Origin of the sequence: Pseudomonas sp. PDNC002 (assembly GCF_016919445.1) — a bacterium.
Lineage (GTDB): Bacteria > Pseudomonadota > Gammaproteobacteria > Pseudomonadales > Pseudomonadaceae > Pseudomonas.
Map to the genome: position 1 here is coordinate 2660744 of NZ_CP070356.1, position 20145 is coordinate 2680888.

17 protein-coding genes are annotated in these 20145 nt (G+C 65.1%); 10 read left to right on the plus strand and 7 right to left on the minus strand.

Features of this window, described 5'->3' with window-relative positions; all coding sequences use genetic code 11:
* Window positions 1-118 precede the first annotated feature (118 nt).
* Entirely contained in the window at window positions 119-1033 is a 915-nt protein-coding gene (locus JVX91_RS12275) for a LysR substrate-binding domain-containing protein (RefSeq protein WP_205339476.1), read from the minus strand.
* A gap of 103 nt (window positions 1034-1136) precedes the next feature.
* On the opposite strand from JVX91_RS12275, the gene JVX91_RS12280 reads away from it, so the two are divergent.
* From JVX91_RS12280 to JVX91_RS12300, 5 genes are all read left to right on the plus strand, one after another.
* Entirely contained in the window at window positions 1137-2222 is a 1086-nt protein-coding gene (locus tag JVX91_RS12280) for a tartrate dehydrogenase (RefSeq protein ID WP_205339477.1), read from the plus strand.
* A gap of 239 nt (window positions 2223-2461) precedes the next feature.
* Window positions 2462-4096, plus strand: a complete 1635-nt coding sequence (locus JVX91_RS12285; protein WP_275892385.1) for a BCCT family transporter — start codon at window positions 2462-2464, stop codon at window positions 4094-4096.
* Between the two features lie 133 nt (window positions 4097-4229).
* The gene (locus JVX91_RS12290; RefSeq protein ID WP_205339478.1) at window positions 4230-5351 is read left to right on the plus strand and encodes a ring-hydroxylating oxygenase subunit alpha; all 1122 of its coding nucleotides are present in this window, start codon (window positions 4230-4232) and stop codon (window positions 5349-5351) included.
* A gap of 186 nt (window positions 5352-5537) precedes the next feature.
* Window positions 5538-6497 (plus strand): PDR/VanB family oxidoreductase, encoded by a 960-nt coding sequence (locus tag JVX91_RS12295; protein ID WP_205339479.1) that lies wholly within the window; start codon window positions 5538-5540, stop codon window positions 6495-6497.
* A gap of 198 nt (window positions 6498-6695) precedes the next feature.
* Window positions 6696-7781: a helix-turn-helix transcriptional regulator gene (locus JVX91_RS12300; protein ID WP_205339480.1), complete on the plus strand. Its 1086-nt coding sequence runs from the start codon at window positions 6696-6698 to the stop codon at window positions 7779-7781.
* Between the two features lies 1 nt (window position 7782).
* On the opposite strand, the gene JVX91_RS12305 is transcribed toward JVX91_RS12300, so the two are convergent.
* The 4 genes from JVX91_RS12305 to glpK all read right to left on the minus strand — a co-directional run bounded on the left by JVX91_RS12305 (window position 7783) and on the right by glpK (window position 12536).
* The gene (locus JVX91_RS12305; RefSeq protein ID WP_205339995.1) at window positions 7783-8109 is read right to left on the minus strand and encodes a GlpM family protein; all 327 of its coding nucleotides are present in this window, start codon (window positions 8107-8109) and stop codon (window positions 7783-7785) included.
* Between the two features lie 91 nt (window positions 8110-8200).
* Complete coding sequence (glpD, locus tag JVX91_RS12310) at window positions 8201-9742, minus strand: glycerol-3-phosphate dehydrogenase (protein WP_205339481.1); 1542 nt, start codon at window positions 9740-9742, stop codon at window positions 8201-8203.
* Between the two features lie 146 nt (window positions 9743-9888).
* Window positions 9889-10644, minus strand: a complete 756-nt coding sequence (locus JVX91_RS12315; protein WP_205339482.1) for a DeoR/GlpR family transcriptional regulator — start codon at window positions 10642-10644, stop codon at window positions 9889-9891.
* Window positions 10645-11021: 377 nt separating this feature from the next.
* Window positions 11022-12536: a glycerol kinase GlpK gene (glpK, locus tag JVX91_RS12320; protein WP_205339996.1), complete on the minus strand. Its 1515-nt coding sequence runs from the start codon at window positions 12534-12536 to the stop codon at window positions 11022-11024.
* A 172-nt stretch (window positions 12537-12708) separates the two neighbouring features.
* Between glpK and ybaK the strand changes: the two genes are divergently transcribed.
* The 3 genes from ybaK to JVX91_RS12335 all read left to right on the plus strand — a co-directional run bounded on the left by ybaK (window position 12709) and on the right by JVX91_RS12335 (window position 15274).
* Window positions 12709-13179 carry a Cys-tRNA(Pro) deacylase gene (ybaK, locus tag JVX91_RS12325; RefSeq protein WP_205339483.1) on the plus strand — a complete coding sequence of 157 codons (471 nt, stop codon included), beginning with the start codon at window positions 12709-12711 and terminating at the stop codon, window positions 13177-13179.
* Window positions 13180-13448: 269 nt separating this feature from the next.
* Window positions 13449-14234, plus strand: coding sequence for a PhzF family phenazine biosynthesis protein (locus tag JVX91_RS12330; RefSeq protein ID WP_205339484.1), 786 nt, complete (start codon window positions 13449-13451; stop codon window positions 14232-14234).
* 95 nt (window positions 14235-14329) lie between these two features.
* Window positions 14330-15274: an FAD-binding protein gene (locus JVX91_RS12335; RefSeq protein ID WP_205339485.1), complete on the plus strand. Its 945-nt coding sequence runs from the start codon at window positions 14330-14332 to the stop codon at window positions 15272-15274.
* Here JVX91_RS12335 and JVX91_RS12340 read toward each other — a convergent pair.
* Together JVX91_RS12340 and argF are read right to left on the minus strand one after the other, a co-directional pair.
* Window positions 15271-16332: an ABC transporter ATP-binding protein gene (locus JVX91_RS12340; protein WP_205339486.1), complete on the minus strand. Its 1062-nt coding sequence runs from the start codon at window positions 16330-16332 to the stop codon at window positions 15271-15273. The genes JVX91_RS12335 and JVX91_RS12340 overlap by 4 nt on opposite strands.
* Before the next feature lie 18 nt (window positions 16333-16350).
* Window positions 16351-17268: an ornithine carbamoyltransferase gene (gene argF, locus JVX91_RS12345; protein WP_205339487.1), complete on the minus strand. Its 918-nt coding sequence runs from the start codon at window positions 17266-17268 to the stop codon at window positions 16351-16353.
* A gap of 315 nt (window positions 17269-17583) precedes the next feature.
* Here argF and JVX91_RS12350 point away from each other — a divergent pair, with 315 nt between their 5' ends.
* Both JVX91_RS12350 and grxD read left to right on the plus strand, forming a co-directional pair.
* The gene (locus JVX91_RS12350) at window positions 17584-19677 is read left to right on the plus strand and encodes a molybdopterin oxidoreductase family protein (RefSeq protein ID WP_205339488.1); all 2094 of its coding nucleotides are present in this window, start codon (window positions 17584-17586) and stop codon (window positions 19675-19677) included.
* A 135-nt stretch (window positions 19678-19812) separates the two neighbouring features.
* Window positions 19813-20139, plus strand: coding sequence for a Grx4 family monothiol glutaredoxin (gene grxD / locus JVX91_RS12355; RefSeq protein ID WP_205339489.1), 327 nt, complete (start codon window positions 19813-19815; stop codon window positions 20137-20139).
* The last annotated feature ends 6 nt before the right edge of the window (window positions 20140-20145 follow it).

The window sequence follows — 20145 nt, forward strand, 5'->3', positions numbered from 1 at the left end:
CATTGTGTCAGTCAGCTCGAGCTGCCCCCTCTCCCCCTGGGAGAGGGCTGGGGTGAGGGGGGATGCATCGGCAGGGACTTCCCTGAAGAAGACCGCTGCTCCTACCTGCTCTACGGCTTCAGTCTTCAGGCAAGCTATAGCGCTCGGCAAAATACTGCCGCAGGCACTCCACCGCCACGCGCACCTTGGCCGAACTCGCCAGCGGCGCGGCATACACCGCCCAGATATCCGCCGGCTGCTGGTACTCCGGCAGCACCTGAACCAGGCGCCCATCTTCCAGGCTGTCGTGCACGTCCCACCAGGAGCGCAGCAGGATGCCACGGCCATCGATGCACCACTGGTGCACCACCTCGCCGTGATTGGATGACAGCGGGCCGGTGACCTTCACGCTTTCCTCGCCCTCCGGGCCTTGCAGGTTCCAGACGCCGAACGGGTGGTCGCGCTCCTTGATCACCAGGCAGTCATGCCCGGCCAGTTCGGCCAGGCCGCGCGGCGTGCCGCGTCGTGCGAGATAGGCGGGCGCGGCGCAGAGCACCCGACGATTGCGCGCCAGCGGGCGGGCGATCAGGTTCGGATCGATCTCGTTACCCACCCGTACGTCGAGGTCAAAGCCCTCTCCGATCAAGTCCACCAGGCGGTCCTGCACGTCCAGCCGGATGTCCAACTGCGGGTGGCGCGTGGCGAGTTCCGAGAGAGCTGGGGCGACGAAGCGCCGGCCCAGGCCGAGGCTGCTGGCGATGCGCAGCTGGCCGCTGGGCTCGCGGTGCAGTGTGGAGACGTCATCGCCCATCCGCTGCACTGAGTCGAGGATGCGCAGCGCCCATTGGTAGACACGTTCGCCGTCTTCGCTGATCGAGACGCGCCGGGTGGTGCGGTGCAGCAGGCGCACGCCAAGGTCCTCTTCCAGCAGGCGGATGCGCTTGCTGACGAAGGCGGCGGACATGTCCAGTTCGCTGGCGGCGGCGACGAAGCTCGAACGGCGCGCCACGTGGACGAATACCCGCAGGTCTTCCAGGTTCGGTAGATTGTTCACAGTTCGTGTTTCAAGAATCAACAGTCGCGATGATTATGTTTGTTTTTGCGACTTATAGCATGGCTGGCACCGCTTCCAATTTCTCACCAGCGAGATTGCCCCCATGAGCAAGACATTCAGAATCGCCGCCATCGCCGGAGACGGCATCGGCCAGGAAGTCCTACCCGAAGGCCTGCGCGTGGTCCGGGCGGCTGCGCAGAAGCACGGCCTGGCACTGGAGTTCGAGCACTTCGAGTGGGCCAGCTGCGACTACTACCTGGAACACGGCAAGATGATGCCGGACGACTGGTTCGAGCAGCTCAAGGACTTCGACGCCTTGTATTTCGGCGCCGTCGGCTGGCCGGACAAGGTGCCCGACCACATTTCCCTCTGGGGCTCTCTGCTCAAGTTCCGCCGTGAGTTCGACCAGTACGTGAACATCCGCCCGGTTCGCCTGTTCCCCGGCGTGCCGTGCCCGCTGGCCGGCAAGAAGCCCGGCGACATCGATTTCGTGGTGATCCGCGAGAACACCGAGGGCGAGTATTCCTCCCTGGGCGGTCGCATGTTCGAAGGCACCGAGAACGAGTTCGTGCTGCAGGAATCGGTGTTCACCCGCCGGGGCGTCGACCGCATCCTCAAGTACGCCTTCGACCTGGCGCAGACCCGCGAGCGCAAGCGGCTGACCTCGGCCACCAAGTCCAATGGCATGGCGGTGAGCATGCCCTACTGGGACGAGCGCACCGAGGCCATGGCGGCCGGTTATCCGGAAATCACCTGGGACAAGCAGCACATCGATATCCTCTGCGCCCGTTTCGTCCTGCAGCCGGAACGCTTCGACGTGGTGGTGGCCTCCAACCTGTTCGGCGACATCCTCTCCGACCTCGGCCCGGCCTGCGCCGGGACCATCGGCATCGCGCCATCCGCCAACCTCAACCCGGAGCGCAAGTTCCCCTCGCTGTTCGAGCCGGTGCACGGTTCGGCGCCGGACATCTTCGGCCGGAACATCGCCAACCCCATCGCCATGATCTGGTCCGGCGCGCTGATGCTGGACTTCGTCGGCCAGGGCGATGCGCGCTACCGCGCCGCCCACGATGACATCCTCCAGGCCATCGAGCGGGTAATCGCCGATGGCGCGGTCACCCGCGACATGGGGGGCGAGTTGTCGACGCAGGCGGTCGGTCAGGCAATTGCCGAGATCGTGGCGGGATAATTCCTACAACTACCGAAATACCTGTGGAAATGCCCGGCCCTGATTGATCGTGGGCATTTCCGCAGCGCCCATCGAAGCGATGGCCTGCTCTTGCGCTGTGCGGCGATTCACCGCACACTGTTAACCAATAGGTAAATGTTAACCGCTAGTTAACTATGGCGAAGCTGACCGGCTCCGCTACCTCATCCGCTGCCTGCGTCGGATGTGAACAACAACAAAAAAGTCCCAGGAGACGCCTGATGTCCCGTCTGATGTCACCCAAGAGCAAGAAGGTCGATGTATTCCTGATATCCATGAGCCTGGTAGCGGTGCTGTTGACCGTCGTCGGGCTCGCTGCCTTTCCGACTCAAGCCGAGCACGCTGCCAACCAGTTGTTCGAGCTTTCCACCCGCTCCTTCGGTACCGCCGTCCAGTTGCTGATCTTCGGCAGCTCCCTGGCCGTGCTCTACGTGGCCTGCAGCAAGTACGGCCACATCCGCCTGGGCACCGGCAAACCCGAATACTCCACCGCGACCTGGGTATTCATGTTCATCTGTGCCGGCATGGGCTCGTCCACCCTCTACTGGGGTGTGATGGAGTGGGCCTACTACTACCAGACCCCCGGCCTGAACATCGCCCCGCAATCCCGTGAAGCGCTGGAGTACAGCGTCGGCTACTCGTTCTTCCACTGGGGCATCAGCGCCTGGTCGATCTACGCGCTGGCCTCGCTGGCCATGGCCTACCACTTCCACGTGCGCAAGAAGAGCGGCCTGAACCTCGCCTCCATCGTCGAGGCTGTCACCGGCTTCAAGGCCACCGGCCCGGTAGGGCGCGTGGTCGACCTGATCTTCCTGCTGACCATGATGGGCGCGCTCACCGTTTCCCTGGCACTCACCGCCTCGACCCTGACCCGTGGCCTCTCCGGGCTGGTCGGCACCCCGGACACCTTCATGGTCCAGGTGATGGTGATCGGCGTGATCGCCGTGCTGTTCTCCCTGAGTTCCTACATCGGCATCGACGGCGGCCTGCAGAAGCTGAGCAAGATCGTCTGCTACGGCGCGCTGGTGTTCGCCGCGGTGGTGCTGCTGGTCGGCCCGACCCAGTTCACCATCAACAACACCGCCAACGGCATCGGCCTGATGATCCAGAACTACGTGCACATGAGCCTGTTCACCGACCCGGCTGGCGATGGCGCGTTCACCCGCAACTGGACGGTGTTCTACTGGCTCTGGTGGGTGTCCTACGCGCCGGGCGTGGCCATGTTCGTGACCCGCGTGTCGCGTGGGCGGCAGATCCGCGAAGTGGTGTTCGCCCTGCTGCTGGGCGGTAGCTTCGGTTGCTGGTTCTTCTTCGGCGCGCTGGAAAGCTACAGCATGCACCAGTTCATCACCGGCGCCGTCGACGTGCCGAAGATCCTCACCGAGCAGGGCGGCGAAAGCGCCGTCGAGGCCCTGCTGCTGGCGCTGCCGTGGGGCAAGCTGTTCCTCGCCGTCTACCTGTTCATCATGGCGGTCTTCTGCGCCTCGCACATGGATGCCGCCGCCTACGCCGTGGCCGCCACCAGCACCCGCAACCTGCAGGAAGGCGAAGATCCGACGCCGACCCATCGCCTGTTCTGGTGCGTGACCCTGACCCTGGTGCCGCTGGCCATGCTGTTCGCCAAGGCCTCGCTGTCGACCATGAAGACCGCCGTGGTGCTCACCGCCATTCCGTTCACCCTGATCCTGCTGGTGAAGGTCTACGGCTTCTTCAAGTGGATGCTGGCGGACTACGGTGCCATGCCGGCCCACCGCATCGAGGAGGAGGCCGCCGCCATGGCGCTGGAAGGGGAGGACTCGTCTTCGACCGCACCGGCCACCCAGCCGCTGATCGAGAAAGTGGCCTTGGCCCAGTGATTCCTGCGTGGCGCCGCCAGCCCGAGGGCGGCGCCACCCGCAGGCTTTTTTTTTGCCTGCCTTGTTAACCATCGGGTTGCAGTTAACCAATAAGTAGACTGACCGCGCACCGCGCAGCCTGGAGATACACCAAATGACCGACTTCGAACGCCTGCCCGCCGATTTCTGCAGCGACCATGAGCGCGCCTTCACCATCCCGGCAAACTTCTACACCAGCGATGCCGTATTCGAGCACGAGAAGGAAAAGATCTTCGCCCACAGCTGGATCTGCCTGGGCCATCGCAGTGAAGTGGCGGAGAAGAATGCCTATATCGTCCGCGAGGTGATCGGCGAGAGCATCATCGTCGTGCGCGGCCGCGACGACGTGCTGCGCGCCTTCTACAACGTCTGCCCGCACCGTGGTCACCAACTGCTCGAAGGCACCGGCGGCATCGCCAAGAACGTCATCGCCTGTCCGTACCACGCCTGGACCTTCAAGCTCGATGGCGAACTGACCCATGTGCGCAACTGCGACCAGGTCGAAGCCTTCGACAAGGGCGACTACAGCCTGGTGCAACTGCGCGTCGAGGAATATGCCGGGTTCATCTTCATCAACATGGACCCCAACGCCGGCAGCGTCGAAGACCAGTTGCCCGGCCTGGAAGCCAAGATGCGCGGCGCCTGCGCGGTGATCGACGACCTCCACCTGGCCGCGCGCTTCGTCAGCTCGACGCCGGCGAACTGGAAATCCATCGTCGACAACTACATGGAGTGCTACCACTGCGGCCCGGCGCACCCCAGCTTCGCCGACTCGGTGGACGTCGGCCAGTACGTCCACACCCTGCATGGCAACTGGACGCTGCAATACGGCATCGCCAAGTCTTCCGAGCAGTCCTTCAAGGTTGATGAGTCGGTCAGCGATCCGTCCTTCTCCGGCTTCTGGGCCTGGCCGTGCACCATGTTCAACGTGCCGCCGGGCGCCAACTTCATGACCGTGATCTACGAGTTCCCGGTCGACGCCGAGACCACCCTGCAGCATTACGACATCTACTTCCTCAACAAGGACATCACCGAGGAACAGCAGAAGTTGATCGACTGGTACCGCGAAGTCTTCCGCCCCGAAGACCTGCGCCTGGTGGAAAGCGTGCAGAAGGGCCTGAAGTCCCGCGGCTACCGCGGTCAGGGCCGGATCATGGTGGACAAGCAGCGCACCGGCATCAGCGAACACGGCATCGCCCACTTCCACAACCTGATCGCCGTATCCCACCTCGACTGAGGACGCTGCCGCCAGCCGGTCGGCTGGCGGCGCATCCGAATGCATGCGTGAAGCCTGGCAGGTGGCAGGTTTGCCACCCTGGCGAGTCCGGGGCGGCCTTCCATAACAACAGCTCTGACCCGCAGCCATGCGGGAGTCGGGCGAAGCGGTGGTGAGTCCACCCGAGAATTGCAGTTGAGGTGAACGATGGCCAATACCTACGAGATGTTCAGCGTGCGCGTGACCGCTGTGGAGCAGGCGACCCCGCAGATCAAGCGCTTCACCCTGGCGCGCGCCGACGGGCTGCCGATGCCGGCCTTCACCGGCGGCAGTCATGTGATCGTGAAAATGGCCGACGGCCTGAGCAACGCCTACTCGCTGATGAGCGATCCGCGCGATCTCAGCCACTACCAGATCGGTGTGCGCCTGGAAGAGCAGTCCAAGGGCGGTTCAGCCTTCATGCACCAGCAGGTGAAGGTGGGCAGCGAGTTGACCATTTCCACCCCCAATAATCTGTTCGCCCTCGATCCCAAGGCCGGTCGCCATGTGATGATCGCCGGCGGCATCGGCATCACGCCGTTCCTCTCGCAACTGCATGAACTGGAAACCGGCGCGGTGCCCTACGAACTGCATTACGCCTTCCGCAGCCCGGAACATGGCGCATTCCACGCTGAGCTGGCCGAGGGGCCGCACGCCGGGAAGGTGCGCTTCTATATCGACAGTGAGGAGCGCCGGCTCGACCTTGCCGCGCTGTTCGCTTCGCTGGAGGCGAATGATCACGTCTACGTCTGCGGTCCCAAACCGCTGATCGACGCAGTGATCGAGGACGCGAAGAAGGCCGGCATCGCTGATGCGCACGTGCACTTCGAACAGTTCGCTGCCGCGCCTGCCAGCGGCGGCGCCTTTACCCTGGTGTTGGGCCGCTCCGGTCGAGAACTGCGGGTGGAGGAGGGCATGACCATTATCCAGGCCATCGAAAACGTGAAGGCGGCCACGGTGGATTGCCTGTGCCGCGAAGGTGTGTGCGGCACCTGCGAGACCCGTATCCTCGAAGGCGAGGTCGAGCATTTCGACCAGTATCTCTCCGATGAGGAGAAAGCCTCGCAGCAGACCCTGATGCTCTGCGTCTCCCGCGCGCGCGGCGAGCGTCTGGTGATCGATCTCTAAGCTGGGCATCCGGCTCGCGTAGGAGCAGACTCCGTCCGCGATCGTTTCTCCGCTGCTCCGGCCAACCCCGGAGCGCGGCTAGCCAATCGCGGAGTCCGCTCCTACGATCAGCCGCCGGCATCCGGCACGTCTGTCATCCACTGGTTTACAGCTGTGTATACTGCGGCCCTTGATCAAGCCCCAGGGACCGCGCCACCCATGATGGAAAACAGCTTCGCCTTCCGTCTCAAGGAACTGCTCGAACACCACAAACTGACGCTGCAGGCAGTGGGTACGGCGCTGGGCATTTCCCGCACGGCGGTGCACAAGTGGACCAAGGGCGGCGAGATCGACTACGACAATCTGCGCAAGCTGGCCGACTTCCTCAAGGTCAACTGGCTGTGGCTGCGTTATGGCGAAGAGGCCCTGCGCAGCGTGCAGGACGCCGAGCCCATCGAACTGCCGATGACCGACCTGCGTCGCCGCTACACCGCCGAGATCATGGAAAGCGAGACGCGCATGAAACTGGCCCAGGAAGGCGCGCGCATCGTCACCTGGGAGTGGAACCTGATCAGCGACGAGGTGACGTACTCACCCAACGTCGAGGCGGTCTACGGCTGGACCGTCAGCTCCAATCAGGACTTCTGGCGCCATCTGCCCGCGGAAGACGTCGCCGCCATGCAGTCGATGTACGACCGAGCCGTCGCCGAGGGCACCGGCTGCGAATGCGACTTCCGTATCTTCCAGCCCGATGGCGGGCTGCGCTGGATTTCATCCCGGGCCACCGTGGTCAACGACGCCGTCGGCCGCCCGCTGAAGATGGTCGGCATCAGCATGGACAACACCTCGCGCATGCTTACCGAGGAGCAACTGCGCAACAGCGAGGAACGCTTCCGCGCAATCTTCGAGCTGACCTGGGGCGCGCTGGCCTACATCGGCCTGGACGGTGGCTGGCAGCGCGTCAACGGCAGCCTCTGCGAACTGCTTGGCTACCGTGCCGAAGAGCTGTACGGCATGACCTTCCAGGACATCACCCACCCCGATGACCTGGCGAAGAATCTGGACCTGCTGCGCCAACTGCTCGCCGGCCATTTCGACCGTTACGTGGTAGAGAAGCGCGTGCGCCGGCGCGATGGCACCCACGTATGGGTGCGCGTGCGCACCTCGCTGCAGCGCCGCCGCCAGGACGGACTGCCCGATCACCTGATCAGCGTGTTCGAAGACATAGGCGCCGAGCGCGCCGAGCGCGAGCGCCTGCAGGCGCGCATCGAGGAACTGGAAGCGAAGCTGAGCGAGCGCGCCTGACTCAGTGCAGGCGAACCCAGAGCGTAACCAGGATCGTCGCCGCCACCAGCCAGGCCAGCGCGGCCATCGCCAGGGACAGCTCCAGGCGCATGCGATCCACCAGCACGTAGAGCGCTGCCAGGTAGACGAAGTAGGGAATGATCGACCACATGCCGAAGGCGATGGTGGTCTTCAGGTCGTCCAGCGAACGACTCTTGCCGACGATGTAGTGGGCGATCAGGGCGAAGGTGGGAAACAGCGGCACCAGGCCGGCGATGTAGTAATTGCGCGTCTTCGACAGCGCGGCGAGGATTAGCACCACACCGGCGCCGAGGGCGGCCTTGAGGATCAGGTCCACGTCGTTCTCTATGCGGCGACGCCACCGGGGCGGTGGCGTCGGGGATTATCCGCGAGAGCGGCGTTCGCTACCAATCCGACGATCAGGCGACTTGCGTGCTGGGCTCCAGCGGGCTCTCGCTGGCGAGGAACTGTTCCAGGCGCTCCCTCTGCCGGGCGTTGAGGAACAGGCCGAGCTTGGTGCGGCGCCAGAGGATGTCGTCGACGTCGCGCGCCCACTCCTCGCGAACCAGGTATTCCACTTCCCGCGCATACAGTCCGGCGCCCAGGTGCTCGCCCAGTTCGCTGAGATTGTGCGCGCCGTCCAGCAGCTTCCAGATGCGGCTGCCATAGGTGCTGGCCCAGCGCTTGGCGAGGGCGGGATCGAGCTGGCGCAGGCGATCCATCAACTGGATGGCCAGGTCTTCCACCGTGGTCATCGCCTCGCCGCCGGGGAGCGGAGCGGTGGCGGTCCAGCGCGGCTTCATGACGCCGACGAAGTGCGGGGCCAACTGCTCCAGCGCGGCTTCGGCAAGTTTGCGGTAGGTGGTCAGCTTGCCGCCGAACACCGAGAGCAGCGGCGCTTCGCCGGGGGTGTTGTCCAGTGCCAGGGTGTAGTCGCGGGTGACGGCGGACGGGTCGTCGGACTCGTCGTCGCACAGCGGGCGCACGCCGGAGTAGCTGCGCAGGATGTCCTGGCGGCCCAGCTGGTGCTTGAAGTGGGCATTGACCACGTTGAGCAGGTAGTCGGTCTCTTCCTCGCTGATGCTGATCTTCGCCGGGTCGCCCTGGTATTCGCGGTCGGTGGTGCCGATCAGGGTGAACTGGCGCAGGTAGGGGATCGCGAAGACGATGCGGCGGTCCTCGTTCTGCAGGATGTAGGCGTGGTCGCCTTCGTACAGACGCGGCACGATCAGGTGGCTGCCCTGGATCAGGCGGATACCGTAGGGCGGTTTCTGCCGCAGCTCATCGCGCAGGAAACGGTCGACCCAGGGGCCGGCGGCGTTGACCAGCGCGCGGGCGCGAATCGAATAGAGGCTGCCATCGCGGCGCTCCAGGTGCAGGTGCCACAAACCCTTGCTGCGCCGGGCGCTGACGCAGCGTGTGCGCGGGTGGATGTGTGCGCCGTTCTCGCGGGCGGCCATGGCGTTGACCACCACCAGGCGAGCGTCGTCCACCGAGCAGTCGGAGTATTCGAAGCCGCGGGTGATTTCGGCTTTCAGCGGGCTGTCCAGGCCGAAACGCAGGCCGCGGGAGGCCGGCAGCTTTTCGCGCTTGCCGAGGTGGTCGTAGAGGAACAGGCCGGCGCGGATCATCCAGGCCGGACGCAGATGCGGGCGGTGCGGCAGGATGAAGCGCAGCGGATGAACGATGTGCGGAGCCTTGGCCAGCAGCACTTCGCGCTCGGCGAGGGCTTCGCGGACCAGGCGGAATTCATGGTGCTCCAGGTAGCGCAGGCCGCCGTGGATCAGCTTGCTGCTGGCGGAGGAGGTGTGGCTGGCGAGGTCATGTTGTTCGCAAAGGAACACCGATAGCCCGCGTCCGGCAGCATCTGCCGCGATCCCCGCGCCGTTGATTCCACCGCCGACGACGGCCAGGTCATAGACTTCGGCCAGGGGCGCATTGCGCTTGCTGGTTGGGTTCATGGGGCCGCCCTGGAATTGAAAGTGAATATTTTGATGTTCGTTTTCGAAAATATCCTAGTTCAGTGAACGAAATATGACCAGCCTTTCGCGCGAATTCGCGCAGGCATTCGTCTGAATGTTCGAAAGTGAAGGGCGGCCCGGAAGGGTCAGACCAGCTCGAGCTGCACCTTGTGCTGCTGCATCAGGCGCGCCACGGCGGCGGGCGGCGGGTTGTCGGTGAATACCCGGCTGACCAGGGAGATCGGTCCCAGGCGCACGACGGCGTTGCGTCCGAACTTGCTGGAGTCGGCGGCGAGGAACACCTGCCGCGCGTTGTCGATGATGGCGCGGGAGACGCGCACTTCCTGGTAATCGAAGTCCAGCAGGCTGCCGTCCTCGTCGATGCCGCTGATACCGACCACGGCGAAGTCGACGCGGAACTGCTCGATGAAGTCCACCGCCGCCTGCCCGACCACGCCACCGTCGCCGCGCACCGTGCCGCCGGCGATCAGCACTTCGAAGTCGTCCTTGCCGGCGAGGATGCTGGCGACATGCAGGTTGTTGGTGATGACCTTGAGATTCTTGTGGCCGAGCAGGGAACGGGCGATGGCCTCGGTGGTGGTGCCAATGTTGATGAACAGCGAGGCGTTGTCCGGGATGTGCGCGGCGATGGCCTCGGCGATGCGCTGCTTCTCGTCGCGCATCTGGTCGGCGCGGGTGTTGTAGGCGGTGTTCTCGACGCTCGAATCCCAGGCGGCGCCGCCGTGGTAGCGACGCAGCAGGTTTTGCTCGGCGAGCTGGTTGATGTCGCGGCGGATGGTCTGCGGGGTCACGGCGAACTGCTGGGCGAGCTCCTCGATGCTCAGGTAACCGCGTTCGCGGACCAGGTCGAGGATGCTTTGCTGTCGGGGGGGCAGGTTCATGTGCGGTGCTCGTCAGGGCGGGCCGAAGGGGCAAGGATGCCGCAGCGGGGGCCTTGCTGTCATGCTGGGGGAGTTCGGTGCGGGCGGCTTTCCCTCACCCTAACCCTCTCCCTGAGGGAGAGGGAACTGTCCAGCATCGCCGGGAAAACCGGAGTCAACCGACTGCTCCGTACGGTTCCCTCTCCCTCAGGGAGAGGGAACTGTCCAGAATCGCCGGGAAAACCGGAGTCAACCGACTGCTCCGTACGGCTCCCTCTCCCTCAGGGAGAGGGAACCGTCCAGAATCGCCGGGAAAACCGGAGTCAATCGACTGCTCCGTACGGCTCCCTCTCCCTCAGGGAGAGGGCTGGGGTGAGGGGAGACGTGGCACCTGGGGTTCAGTCCTCGGCCGCCCAACCACGGGTGCGCTCCACGGCCTTTTTCCACCCCGCATACAGCCGCGTGCGTTCGGCCTCGTCACAGGCCGGCTGGAACACCCGCTCGATCACCGCCTTGTTCTTAAGCTCCGCAAGGCTGCCCCAGAAACCGCAGGCCAGGCCCGCCAGCACGGCGGCGCCGAGGGCAGTGGTCTCGCGCATCTGCGGGCGTTCCACCGGGGTGCCGAGGATGTCGGCCTGGAACTGCATGAGGAAGTTGTTGGCCACCGCGCCGCCGTCCACGCGCAGGGCGCGCAGCGGTTCGCCGGCGTCCTGCTGCATGGCGTCGAGCACGTCGCGGGTCTGGTAGGCGATGGATTCGAGGGTGGCGCGGATCAGGTGATCGGCCTTCACCCCGCGGGTCAGGCCGAACAGTGCGCCGCGGGCATACGGGTCCCAGTAAGGCGCGCCGAGGCCGGTGAAGGCGGGGACCAGGTAGACGCCGTTGCTGTCCTTCACCTTGGTGGCGAAGTACTCCGAGTCGTGGGCATCGTTGATCACCTTCAGCTCGTCGCGCAGCCACTGCACGGTGGAGCCGCCGTTGAACACGGCGCCCTCCAGCGCGTAGGCGACTTCGCCGCGCGGGCCGCAGGCGATGGTGGTGAGCAGGCCGTGGGTGGATTTCACTGCCTTGGCGCCGGTGTTCATCAGCAGGAAGCAGCCGGTGCCGTAGGTATTCTTGGCCTGGCCCGGCTCCACGCACATCTGCCCGAATAGCGCGGCCTGCTGATCGCCGGCGATCCCGGCGATGGGCGTGCGGTGCACACCCAGGCCGCCGACCTTGGCGTGGCCGTAGACCTCGGAGGAGGCGCGCACCTGGGGCAGCATGGCGCGCGGCACATCCAGCGCGGCGAGCAGGCGTTCGTCCCAGTCGAGCTTGTGGATATCGAACATCAGGGTGCGCGAGGCGTTGGTGTAGTCGGTGACGTGCACTTCGCCTTCGGTGAGTTTCCAGATCAGCCAACTGTCGACGGTGCCGAACAGCAGCTCGCCACGCTTCGCGCGCTCGCGGGCGCCGTCGACGTTATCGAGAATCCACTTGAGCTTGGTGCCGGAGAAGTAGGGGTCGACGACCAGCCCGGTGGTGTCGCGGATGTACTGTTCCAGACCGTCGCGCTTTAGTTGTTCGCAGATCGCCGCGCTGCGCCGGCACTGCCAGACGATGGCGTTGTGGATCGGCCGGCCGGTGGTCTTGTCCCACACCAGGGTGGTTTCACGCTGGTTGGTGATGCCGATGGCGGCCACTTCGGCGACGCTGAGGTTGGCCTGGGCCAGGGCTTCGACCAGGGTCGAACTCTGGGTCGCCCAGATTTCCATCGGGTCGTGCTCGACCCAGCCCGGCTGCGGGTAGATCTGTGCGAACTCGCGCTGGGCCACGCTGACCACGTTGGCGTCATGGTCGAAGATGATGGCGCGCGAACTGGTAGTGCCCTGGTCGAGGGCGACGATGTATTTCTTGTTCTTCAGGTCGGTCATGCGGGCGGCCTTGTGCGGGTTCCGTTCGGCAGTCCCGGCCACGCGGGCCGGACGGTGAATGGCGCAGACCATACGGGATTCGTCCGCGTCGGTGAAGCGAACACCGTGCAGTGCAGCACGCCTTGGCTTACTGTTATGCGCTGGAAAGCCGCTTGCGAGAAGCCCGCCGATCATGACTCCCGCCATCGACCTGCTGAAGAAGAACCGCGCCGAACACCACGTGCTGAGCTACGAGCACGACCCCAAGGCGCCGTCCTATGGCCTGGAGGCCGCCGAGAAGCTCAACCTCGATCCGGCGCGGGTGTTCAAGACGCTGCTCGCCGCCAGCGAAAAGGGCGAGCTGCTGGTCGCCGTGGTGCCAGTGGTGGGCACGCTGGACCTGAAAGCGCTGGCCCACGCCGCCGGCGTGAAGAAGGCCGACATGGCCGATCCCCATGCCGCGCAGCGCGCCACAGGCTATCTGGTGGGCGGTATCAGCCCGCTGGGGCAGAAGAAGCGCCTGCGTACCTTCATCGACGAATCCGCCCAGGGTTTCCCGACCATACACGTCAGCGCCGGCCGTCGTGGACTGGAAGTGGAACTGAGCGCCGACACCCTCGCCGGGCTGACGTCGGCGAAGTTTGCGCCAATCGGGAGAAATTGAGCTCTTTGTAGGAGCAACATTGTTTTCTCAATAGCTCGGCCAGCTCCTGACCTCACCCAACCCTGGCTGTGCGCCCCGCTCCTGAGGAAGAGGGGGCTAACGCTGTGGTTTTATCCTGCACCGAACGGTTCCCTCTCCCGCCTGCGGGAGAGGGGCAGGGTGTGGGGCTCCTGATCTCCGCGGGAGGGGAGCTCTGTGTGGCCCCTACTGTACGGTTCCTCGTTCATCGGCTTCTGTCATGCTCGGACATCACTTTTCAGGAGACTGCCATGCTGCTCGATTTCCACCAGGTAGACGCTTTCGCCGACCGTCCCTTCGCCGGTAACCCGGCCATGGTCTACCGCCTCGACGCTTGGTTGAGCGACGAGCTGATGCAGCAGATCGCCGCCGAGCACAACCTGTCGGAGACCGCGTTTCTGGTGAGGGAACCGGGCGGCTGGCGCATCCGCTGGTTCACCCCGACCGCCGAGGTGCCGCTGTGCGGGCACGCCACCCTGGCCAGCGCTCACGTGCTGTTCGAGGTATTCGATGAGCCGGGCGACGTGCTTGAGCTGAATTCGCTGTCCGGTCCGCTGCGCGTGACTCGCGAGGATGGCCGGCTGGCGCTGAACTTCCCGGCACAGCCGCCGACCGAGTCCGGCTCCACGGTCGAGCTGGAGAATGCACTGGGCGTGGATGTCGTTGATGCGTTGAATACCGCCAATCACCTGCTGGTGTTGCTGGAGTCGGAGCAGGCGGTGCGAGACTGCAAGCCGGATTACTCCGCGCTGGCGCGCTTGCCGTACCTGGGCATCATCGTCACCGCGCGCAGCGACGACTATGACTTCGTCTCGCGCTTCTTCGCCCCGGCGATTGGCCTCAATGAAGACCCGGTGACTGGCGCCGCTCATTGCGTGCTGATTCCCTACTGGTCCCGTCGCCTGAACAAGCTGCAGATGCGCGCCTTCCAGTCTTCCGCGCGCGGCGGCGAGCTGTGGTGCCGTCTGGAAGGCGATCGCGTGAGCATCGCCGGTTACGCGCGCCTGGTGGCCAGCGGTCGTCTGCTGGTTGTTTGATCTATGACCGGGGAGCCTTCGGCTTCCCGGCGTAGCCTTGTCTTCACTCGGAGCCGCGCCTGCTTGGCACGGCTCGCTCGAATGGAGACACGTCCATGGCAATCCTGGTCATCGCTGACTATCAATCCCACGGCGACTGTGCCGTGCTGGCGCCGGCAACCCTGAGCGCTATTTCGGCCGCCCGGCAGATCGGCGGCGAGGTGAACCTCCTGCTCGCTGGCAGTGGTCTTGCCGAGCTGGCCGATCAGGCCCGCAGGGTCGACGGTGTCGCACGGGTGCTGCTTGCCGATGACGCCGCCTATGACCATCTGCTGGCGGAGAATCTCTCGGCGCTGGTGGTCCAGCTGGCTCCTGGCTTCACACATATCCTGGCCCCCGCCACCTCCGTAGGCCGCGACTGCCTGCCGCGCATCGCCGCGCTGCTGGATGTGGATGCGGTATCCGACGTCATCGCCGTCATCGACGAACAGACCTTTCAACGCCCGATCTACGCCGGCAACGTCATTGCCACGGTGCGCTGCGAGGGGGCGGTGATCGTGGCGGGCATCCGTCCAACGGCATTCGATCCGGTCGCTGCCGACGGCGGTCATGCGCAGCTTGAGCGTATCGACGGAGCGGGAGCGCTGGGCCTGTCGAGTTGGCAGGGCGAGGAACATCCGGACTTCGAGCGGCCGGCGCTGGAGTCGGCGAAAGTCATAGTCGCCGGTGGTCGCGGCCTGCAGACCGAGGAAGGCTTCGCAGCGCTTTATCCGCTGGCGGACCGTCTGCACGGCGCCGTGGGGGCGTCGCTGGCGGCGGTGGATGCGGGCTTCGCCCCAGCGGAACTGCAGATCGGCCAGTCCGGGCGAATCGTCGCGCCGGAGCTTTATCTCGCCGTGGGGATTTCCGGGGCGGTGCAGCACGTGGCCGGCATGAAGGACGCCAAGGTCATCGCCGCCATCAACCTCGACCCGGAGGCACCGATCTTCGAGATTGCCGACTACGGGCTGCAGGGCGACCTGTTCGAGCTGTTGCCGGAACTGCAGCGCGCATTGGGCTAAAGCGCCACGCTGCCCTGTGCCGGGAACAGCACCAGGTGTTCGGCGGCGACGCCGATTCCCACTTCATCACCCGGCTGGTGATCGGCGTGGCTGGGGAAGAGTGATTCCAGCTCGGTGCCGGTCGGCAGTTGCAGGCGATAGAGCGTCGCCGCGCCGAGGAACGACTTGCCGACGATGCGCGCCTTCAGCGCGCCATCGGCGGCTGGCACCAGGTCGTCCGGGCGCAGCAGCACGTCCACCGGGCTGCCATCGGGAAGGCTGTAGGCGCGGTTGCCGCGCAGCAGGCCCAATTCGGTCTGCACCGCATCGGTCCCGCACATCTGTCCGCGAATGAAATAGCCCTGGCCGACGAAGCTGGCGACGAAGGGCGTCTGCGGCTCGTGGTAGAGGTTGAACGGGGTGTCCCACTGCTCCAGCAGGCCATGGCGAAACACGCCGACGTGGTCGCTGACGGCGAAGGCTTCTTCCTGGTCGTGGGTCACGAGGATGGCGCTGGTGCCGCGCGCCTTGAGAATGTCGCGCACCTCGTGGCTGAGCTGTCGGCGCAGTTCCACATCGAGGTTGGAGAAGGGCTCGTCGAGCAGCAGCAGTTGCGGTTGCGGCGCCAGCGCGCGGGCGAGGGCCACGCGCTGTTGCTGGCCGCCGGAAAGCTCATGGGGGAAGCGCTGGCCGAGGCTGTCGAGCTTCACCAGTTCCAGCAGTTCGCCGACGATGCGTTCGCGCTCGGGGTGCTTGCGGATGCCGAAGGCGATGTTGTCCGCCACCGACAGGTGCGGGAACAGCGCGTAGTCCTGGAACACCATGCCGATCCGGCGCTTCTCCGGCGACAGGGTGAAACCGGGGCGGGAGATGACTTCGCCAGCCAGCTCGATGCGGCCACCCTGCACCGGCTCGAAACCGGCGATGGCGCGCAGCGTGGTGGTCTTGCCGCAGCCCGAGGGGCCGAGCAGGCAACCGATGTCGCCGGCGTTCAGGTGCAGGCTGACGCCTTGCACCACGCGCTGCTGTTCATAGCCACAGGAAAGGTTATCGAGGGTGAGCAGCAGCGGTTTGGTCATCGGACTCGAAACAGGGGATTAGGCGTAATGCGCGTGCTCGACCAGCAGTTCGAGCAGGGCTTTCTGGGCGTGGAGACGGTTTTCCGCCTGGTCCCAGGCCACGGATCGGGCGTCGTCCAGCAGGTCTTCGCTGATCTCTTCGCCACGGTGGGCCGGCAGGCAGTGCATGAATAGTACATCCGCCGCCGCGCCGTCGAGCAGCGCACGTGTTACCTGATATGGCTGGAACAGGCGCAGGCGCGCAGCCGCTTCGTCTTCCTGGCCCATGGAGGCCCAGACGTCGGTGCTCACCAGGTGCGAGCCGGTCACCGCTTCGCGCGGGTCGCGGAAGATCTTCACGCGCTCGCCGGCCAGTTCCATCAGCGCGGCGTTCGGCTCGTAGCCTTGCGGGCAGGCCACGTTCAGCTGGAAGTCGAAGCGGATGGCCGCCTCGATGTAGCTGTTGCACATGTTGTTGCCGTCGCCGATCCACGCCACGGTCTTGCCGGCGATGCTGCCGCGGTGCTCATGGAAGGTCTGCATATCGGCCAGCAACTGGCAGGGGTGCAGGTCGTCCGACAGGCCGTTGATCACCGGCACGCGGGAGTTCTCGGAGAACTCGATCAGGTTGCTGTGGGCGAAGGTGCGGATCATCACCGCATCGACCATCCGCGACATCACCCGTGCGGCATCGGCGATCGGCTCGCCACGGCCCAGTTGGGTGTCGCGCGGGGAGAGGAAAATGGCCTGGCCGCCGAGCTGGATCATGCCGGCTTCGAAGGAAATCCGCGTCCGCGTCGAGGCCTTCTCGAAGATCATGCCCAGCACGCGGTTTTTCAGCGGTTCGTAGAGCACGCCTCGGTCGCGCAGGTCCTTCAGCTCGGTGGCGCGGCGGATCAGACCGAGCAGTTCTTCGGTCGTGTAATCCAGCATCGAGAGGAAGTGACGTGCGCTCATGGTTCGTACCTACTACTTATTCTCAGAATCAGGCCGAGGTACCGACCGGATTTCGTGAGAAAAAACGGGCTGAACCTGCGGCGGGACCGCATGGAGCGGAAAATGGGGGAAGGCGCGATCCTATAAGGAAATGTCACGTCCATGCAAGTTTCGCCCGGAAGGCCCGTCGCGCGGGGCTTCTCCATGGTCGTTCCTGATGCCCGGGGATTCACCCGACGGAAGCTGGTGGTGCTTCTCAAGGTCAGGATTCATAGTGCTTTCGACCCCGCGACCGGCCCCCATGAGGCGCCGGCGACAACAACAACGAGGCGAGCCATGAGCAAGACCCTCCACCACCGTGCGTGCCATCTGTGCGAGGCCATCTGCGGCCTGACCATCGAGACCGAGGACGAGCGCATCCTGTCCATCAAGGGCGACGCCCAGGACAGTTTCAGCCGCGGTCACGTCTGCCCCAAGGCGGTGGCGCTGCAGGACATCCAGAACGATCCGGACCGCCTGCGCCAGCCGATGCGGCGCGTCGGCGAGGAATGGCAGCCGATCGGTTGGGACGAGGCCTTCGAGCTGGTCGCCACGCGCCTGGCCGAGATCCGTGAGCGCCATGGCAACGACGCCGTGGCCGTGTACCAGGGCAACCCCAGCGTGCACAACTATGGGTTGATGACCCACAGCAACTACTTCCTCGGCCAGCTCAAGACCCGCAACCGCTACTCCGCGACGTCGGTGGACCAGCTGCCGCACCATCTGGTCAGCCAGCAGATGTTCGGCCATGGCCTGCTGATCCCGATCCCGGACATCGACCACACCGACTTCATGCTGATCCTGGGCGGAAACCCGCTGGCGTCCAATGGCAGCATCATGACCGTGCCGGACGTGGAAAAGCGCCTGAAGGCACTGAAGGCGCGAGGCGGCAAGCTGGTGGTCGTCGACCCGCGCCGCACAGAAACGGCCGTGCTGGCTGACCAGCACCTGTTCGTCCGTCCCGGTGAAGATGCGGCGCTGTTGCTGGGCATCCTCGATACGCTGCTCAGCGAAGGGCTGACCCGCGAATCATCCCTGCCGGTGAACGGATTGGAGGCGGTACGCGAGGCGCTGGCGCCGTTCAAAGTCGAAGCCATGGCTGCTCGCTGCGGCATTCCAGCGGGAGAGATTCGCCAGCTGGCGCGGGACTTCGCCGCCGCCGACAAGGCCGTCTGCTATGGGCGCATGGGCGTTTCGACGCAAGTCTTCGGCAGCCTCTGCCAATGGCTGGTGCAACTGATCAACCTGGTCACCGGCAACCTCGACCGCGTGGGCGGCACCCTGTGCACCACGCCGGCGGTCGACCTGGTGGCGACCACCGCGGGTGGCGCCTTCAATCGCTGGCAGAGCCGCGTCTCCGGCCTGCCGGAATATGGCGGCGAACTGCCGGTGGCGGCGCTGGCCGAAGAGATGCTCAGCGAAGGGGAAGGCCAGGTGCGCGCGCTGGTGACGGTGGCGGGCAATCCGGTGCTGTCCACGCCCAACGGCCGCCGCCTGGAGCAGGCGCTGGACGGCCTGGAGTTCATGCTCAGCGTCGACCTCTACATCAACGAAACCACGCGCTACGCCGACCTGATCCTGCCGCCCACGGCGCCGCTGGAGCACGATCACTACGACACTACCTTCAACGTCTTCGCGGTGCGCAACGTCACCCGATTCAACGAGGCGATCCTGCCCAAACCCGAAGGCGCATTGCATGACTGGGAAATCTTCGTCGGGCTGGCCAAGGCCTACGCCGCGCGAATGGGCACCGAGCTGAAACCGACCATGGCGCCGGAGCAGATGATCGAGATGGGCCTGCGCTTCGGCCCCTACGGTGATGCCAGCGAGCACAAGCTGAACCTGGCGCGGCTGCGCGAGCATCCCCACGGACTGGACCTGGGCCCGCTACAACCGAATCTGGCGCCACGCCTGAAGACCGCCAGCCGCAGCATCGAAGCGGCACCGGATATCTTCCTCGGCGACCTGCGTCGCTTCGCCGACACCCAGTCGCCAGCGCCGGACCAGTTGTTGTTGATCGGCCGCCGCCACGTGCGCAGCAACAATTCGTGGATGCACAACTATCACCGCCTGGTGAAGGGCAAGCCGCGCCACCAGTTGCTCATGCATCCGCAGGACCTGGCCACGCGCGGGTTGGTGGACGGTCAGAAAGTACGGGTGCGTTCGCGGGTCGGCAGCATCGAGATCGAGGTGGCTTCCAGCGATGAAGTCATGGCCGGCGTGGTCAGTCTGCCCCATGGCTGGGGGCACGGGCGGCCGGGCGTGCAGCTGTCGATTGCGCGGGAGCAGGGCGGCGCCAGCGCCAACGACCTGACCGACGAACGTCATCTGGATGCGCTGTCCGGCAACACCGCGCTCAACGGCGTGCCGGTGGAAGTCGAAGCGGCCTGACAGGCTGTCGCAAGGCGCCTGCAAAGCCGAGCGTAGCGCTCGGCTTTGCAGTACAATGCGCGGTACCGTGCCGGCCAGCGCCATCCGAGGAGGCAGCTGCCGGATCAGTATCTGATAGTTCAGCCGAGGAAGTTCATGGATATCATCGATACCATCAAAGAGCAGATCGCCAACAACCCCGTACTGCTGTACATGAAGGGTTCGCCGAATGCTCCCCAGTGCGGTTTCTCGTCCCGCGCCGCACAGGTGCTGATGGCTTGCGGCGAGAAATTCGCCTACGTGGACATCCTGCAGAATCCGGAAATCCGCGCCAACCTGCCCAAGTACGCCAACTGGCCGACCTTCCCGCAACTGTGGGTCGGCGGCGAGCTGGTCGGCGGCAGCGACATCCTGGCCGAGATGTTCGAAAAGGGTGAGCTGCAGCCGCTGATCAAGGCTGCCGTAGGCAAGGCCGACGCCTGAGTCTTT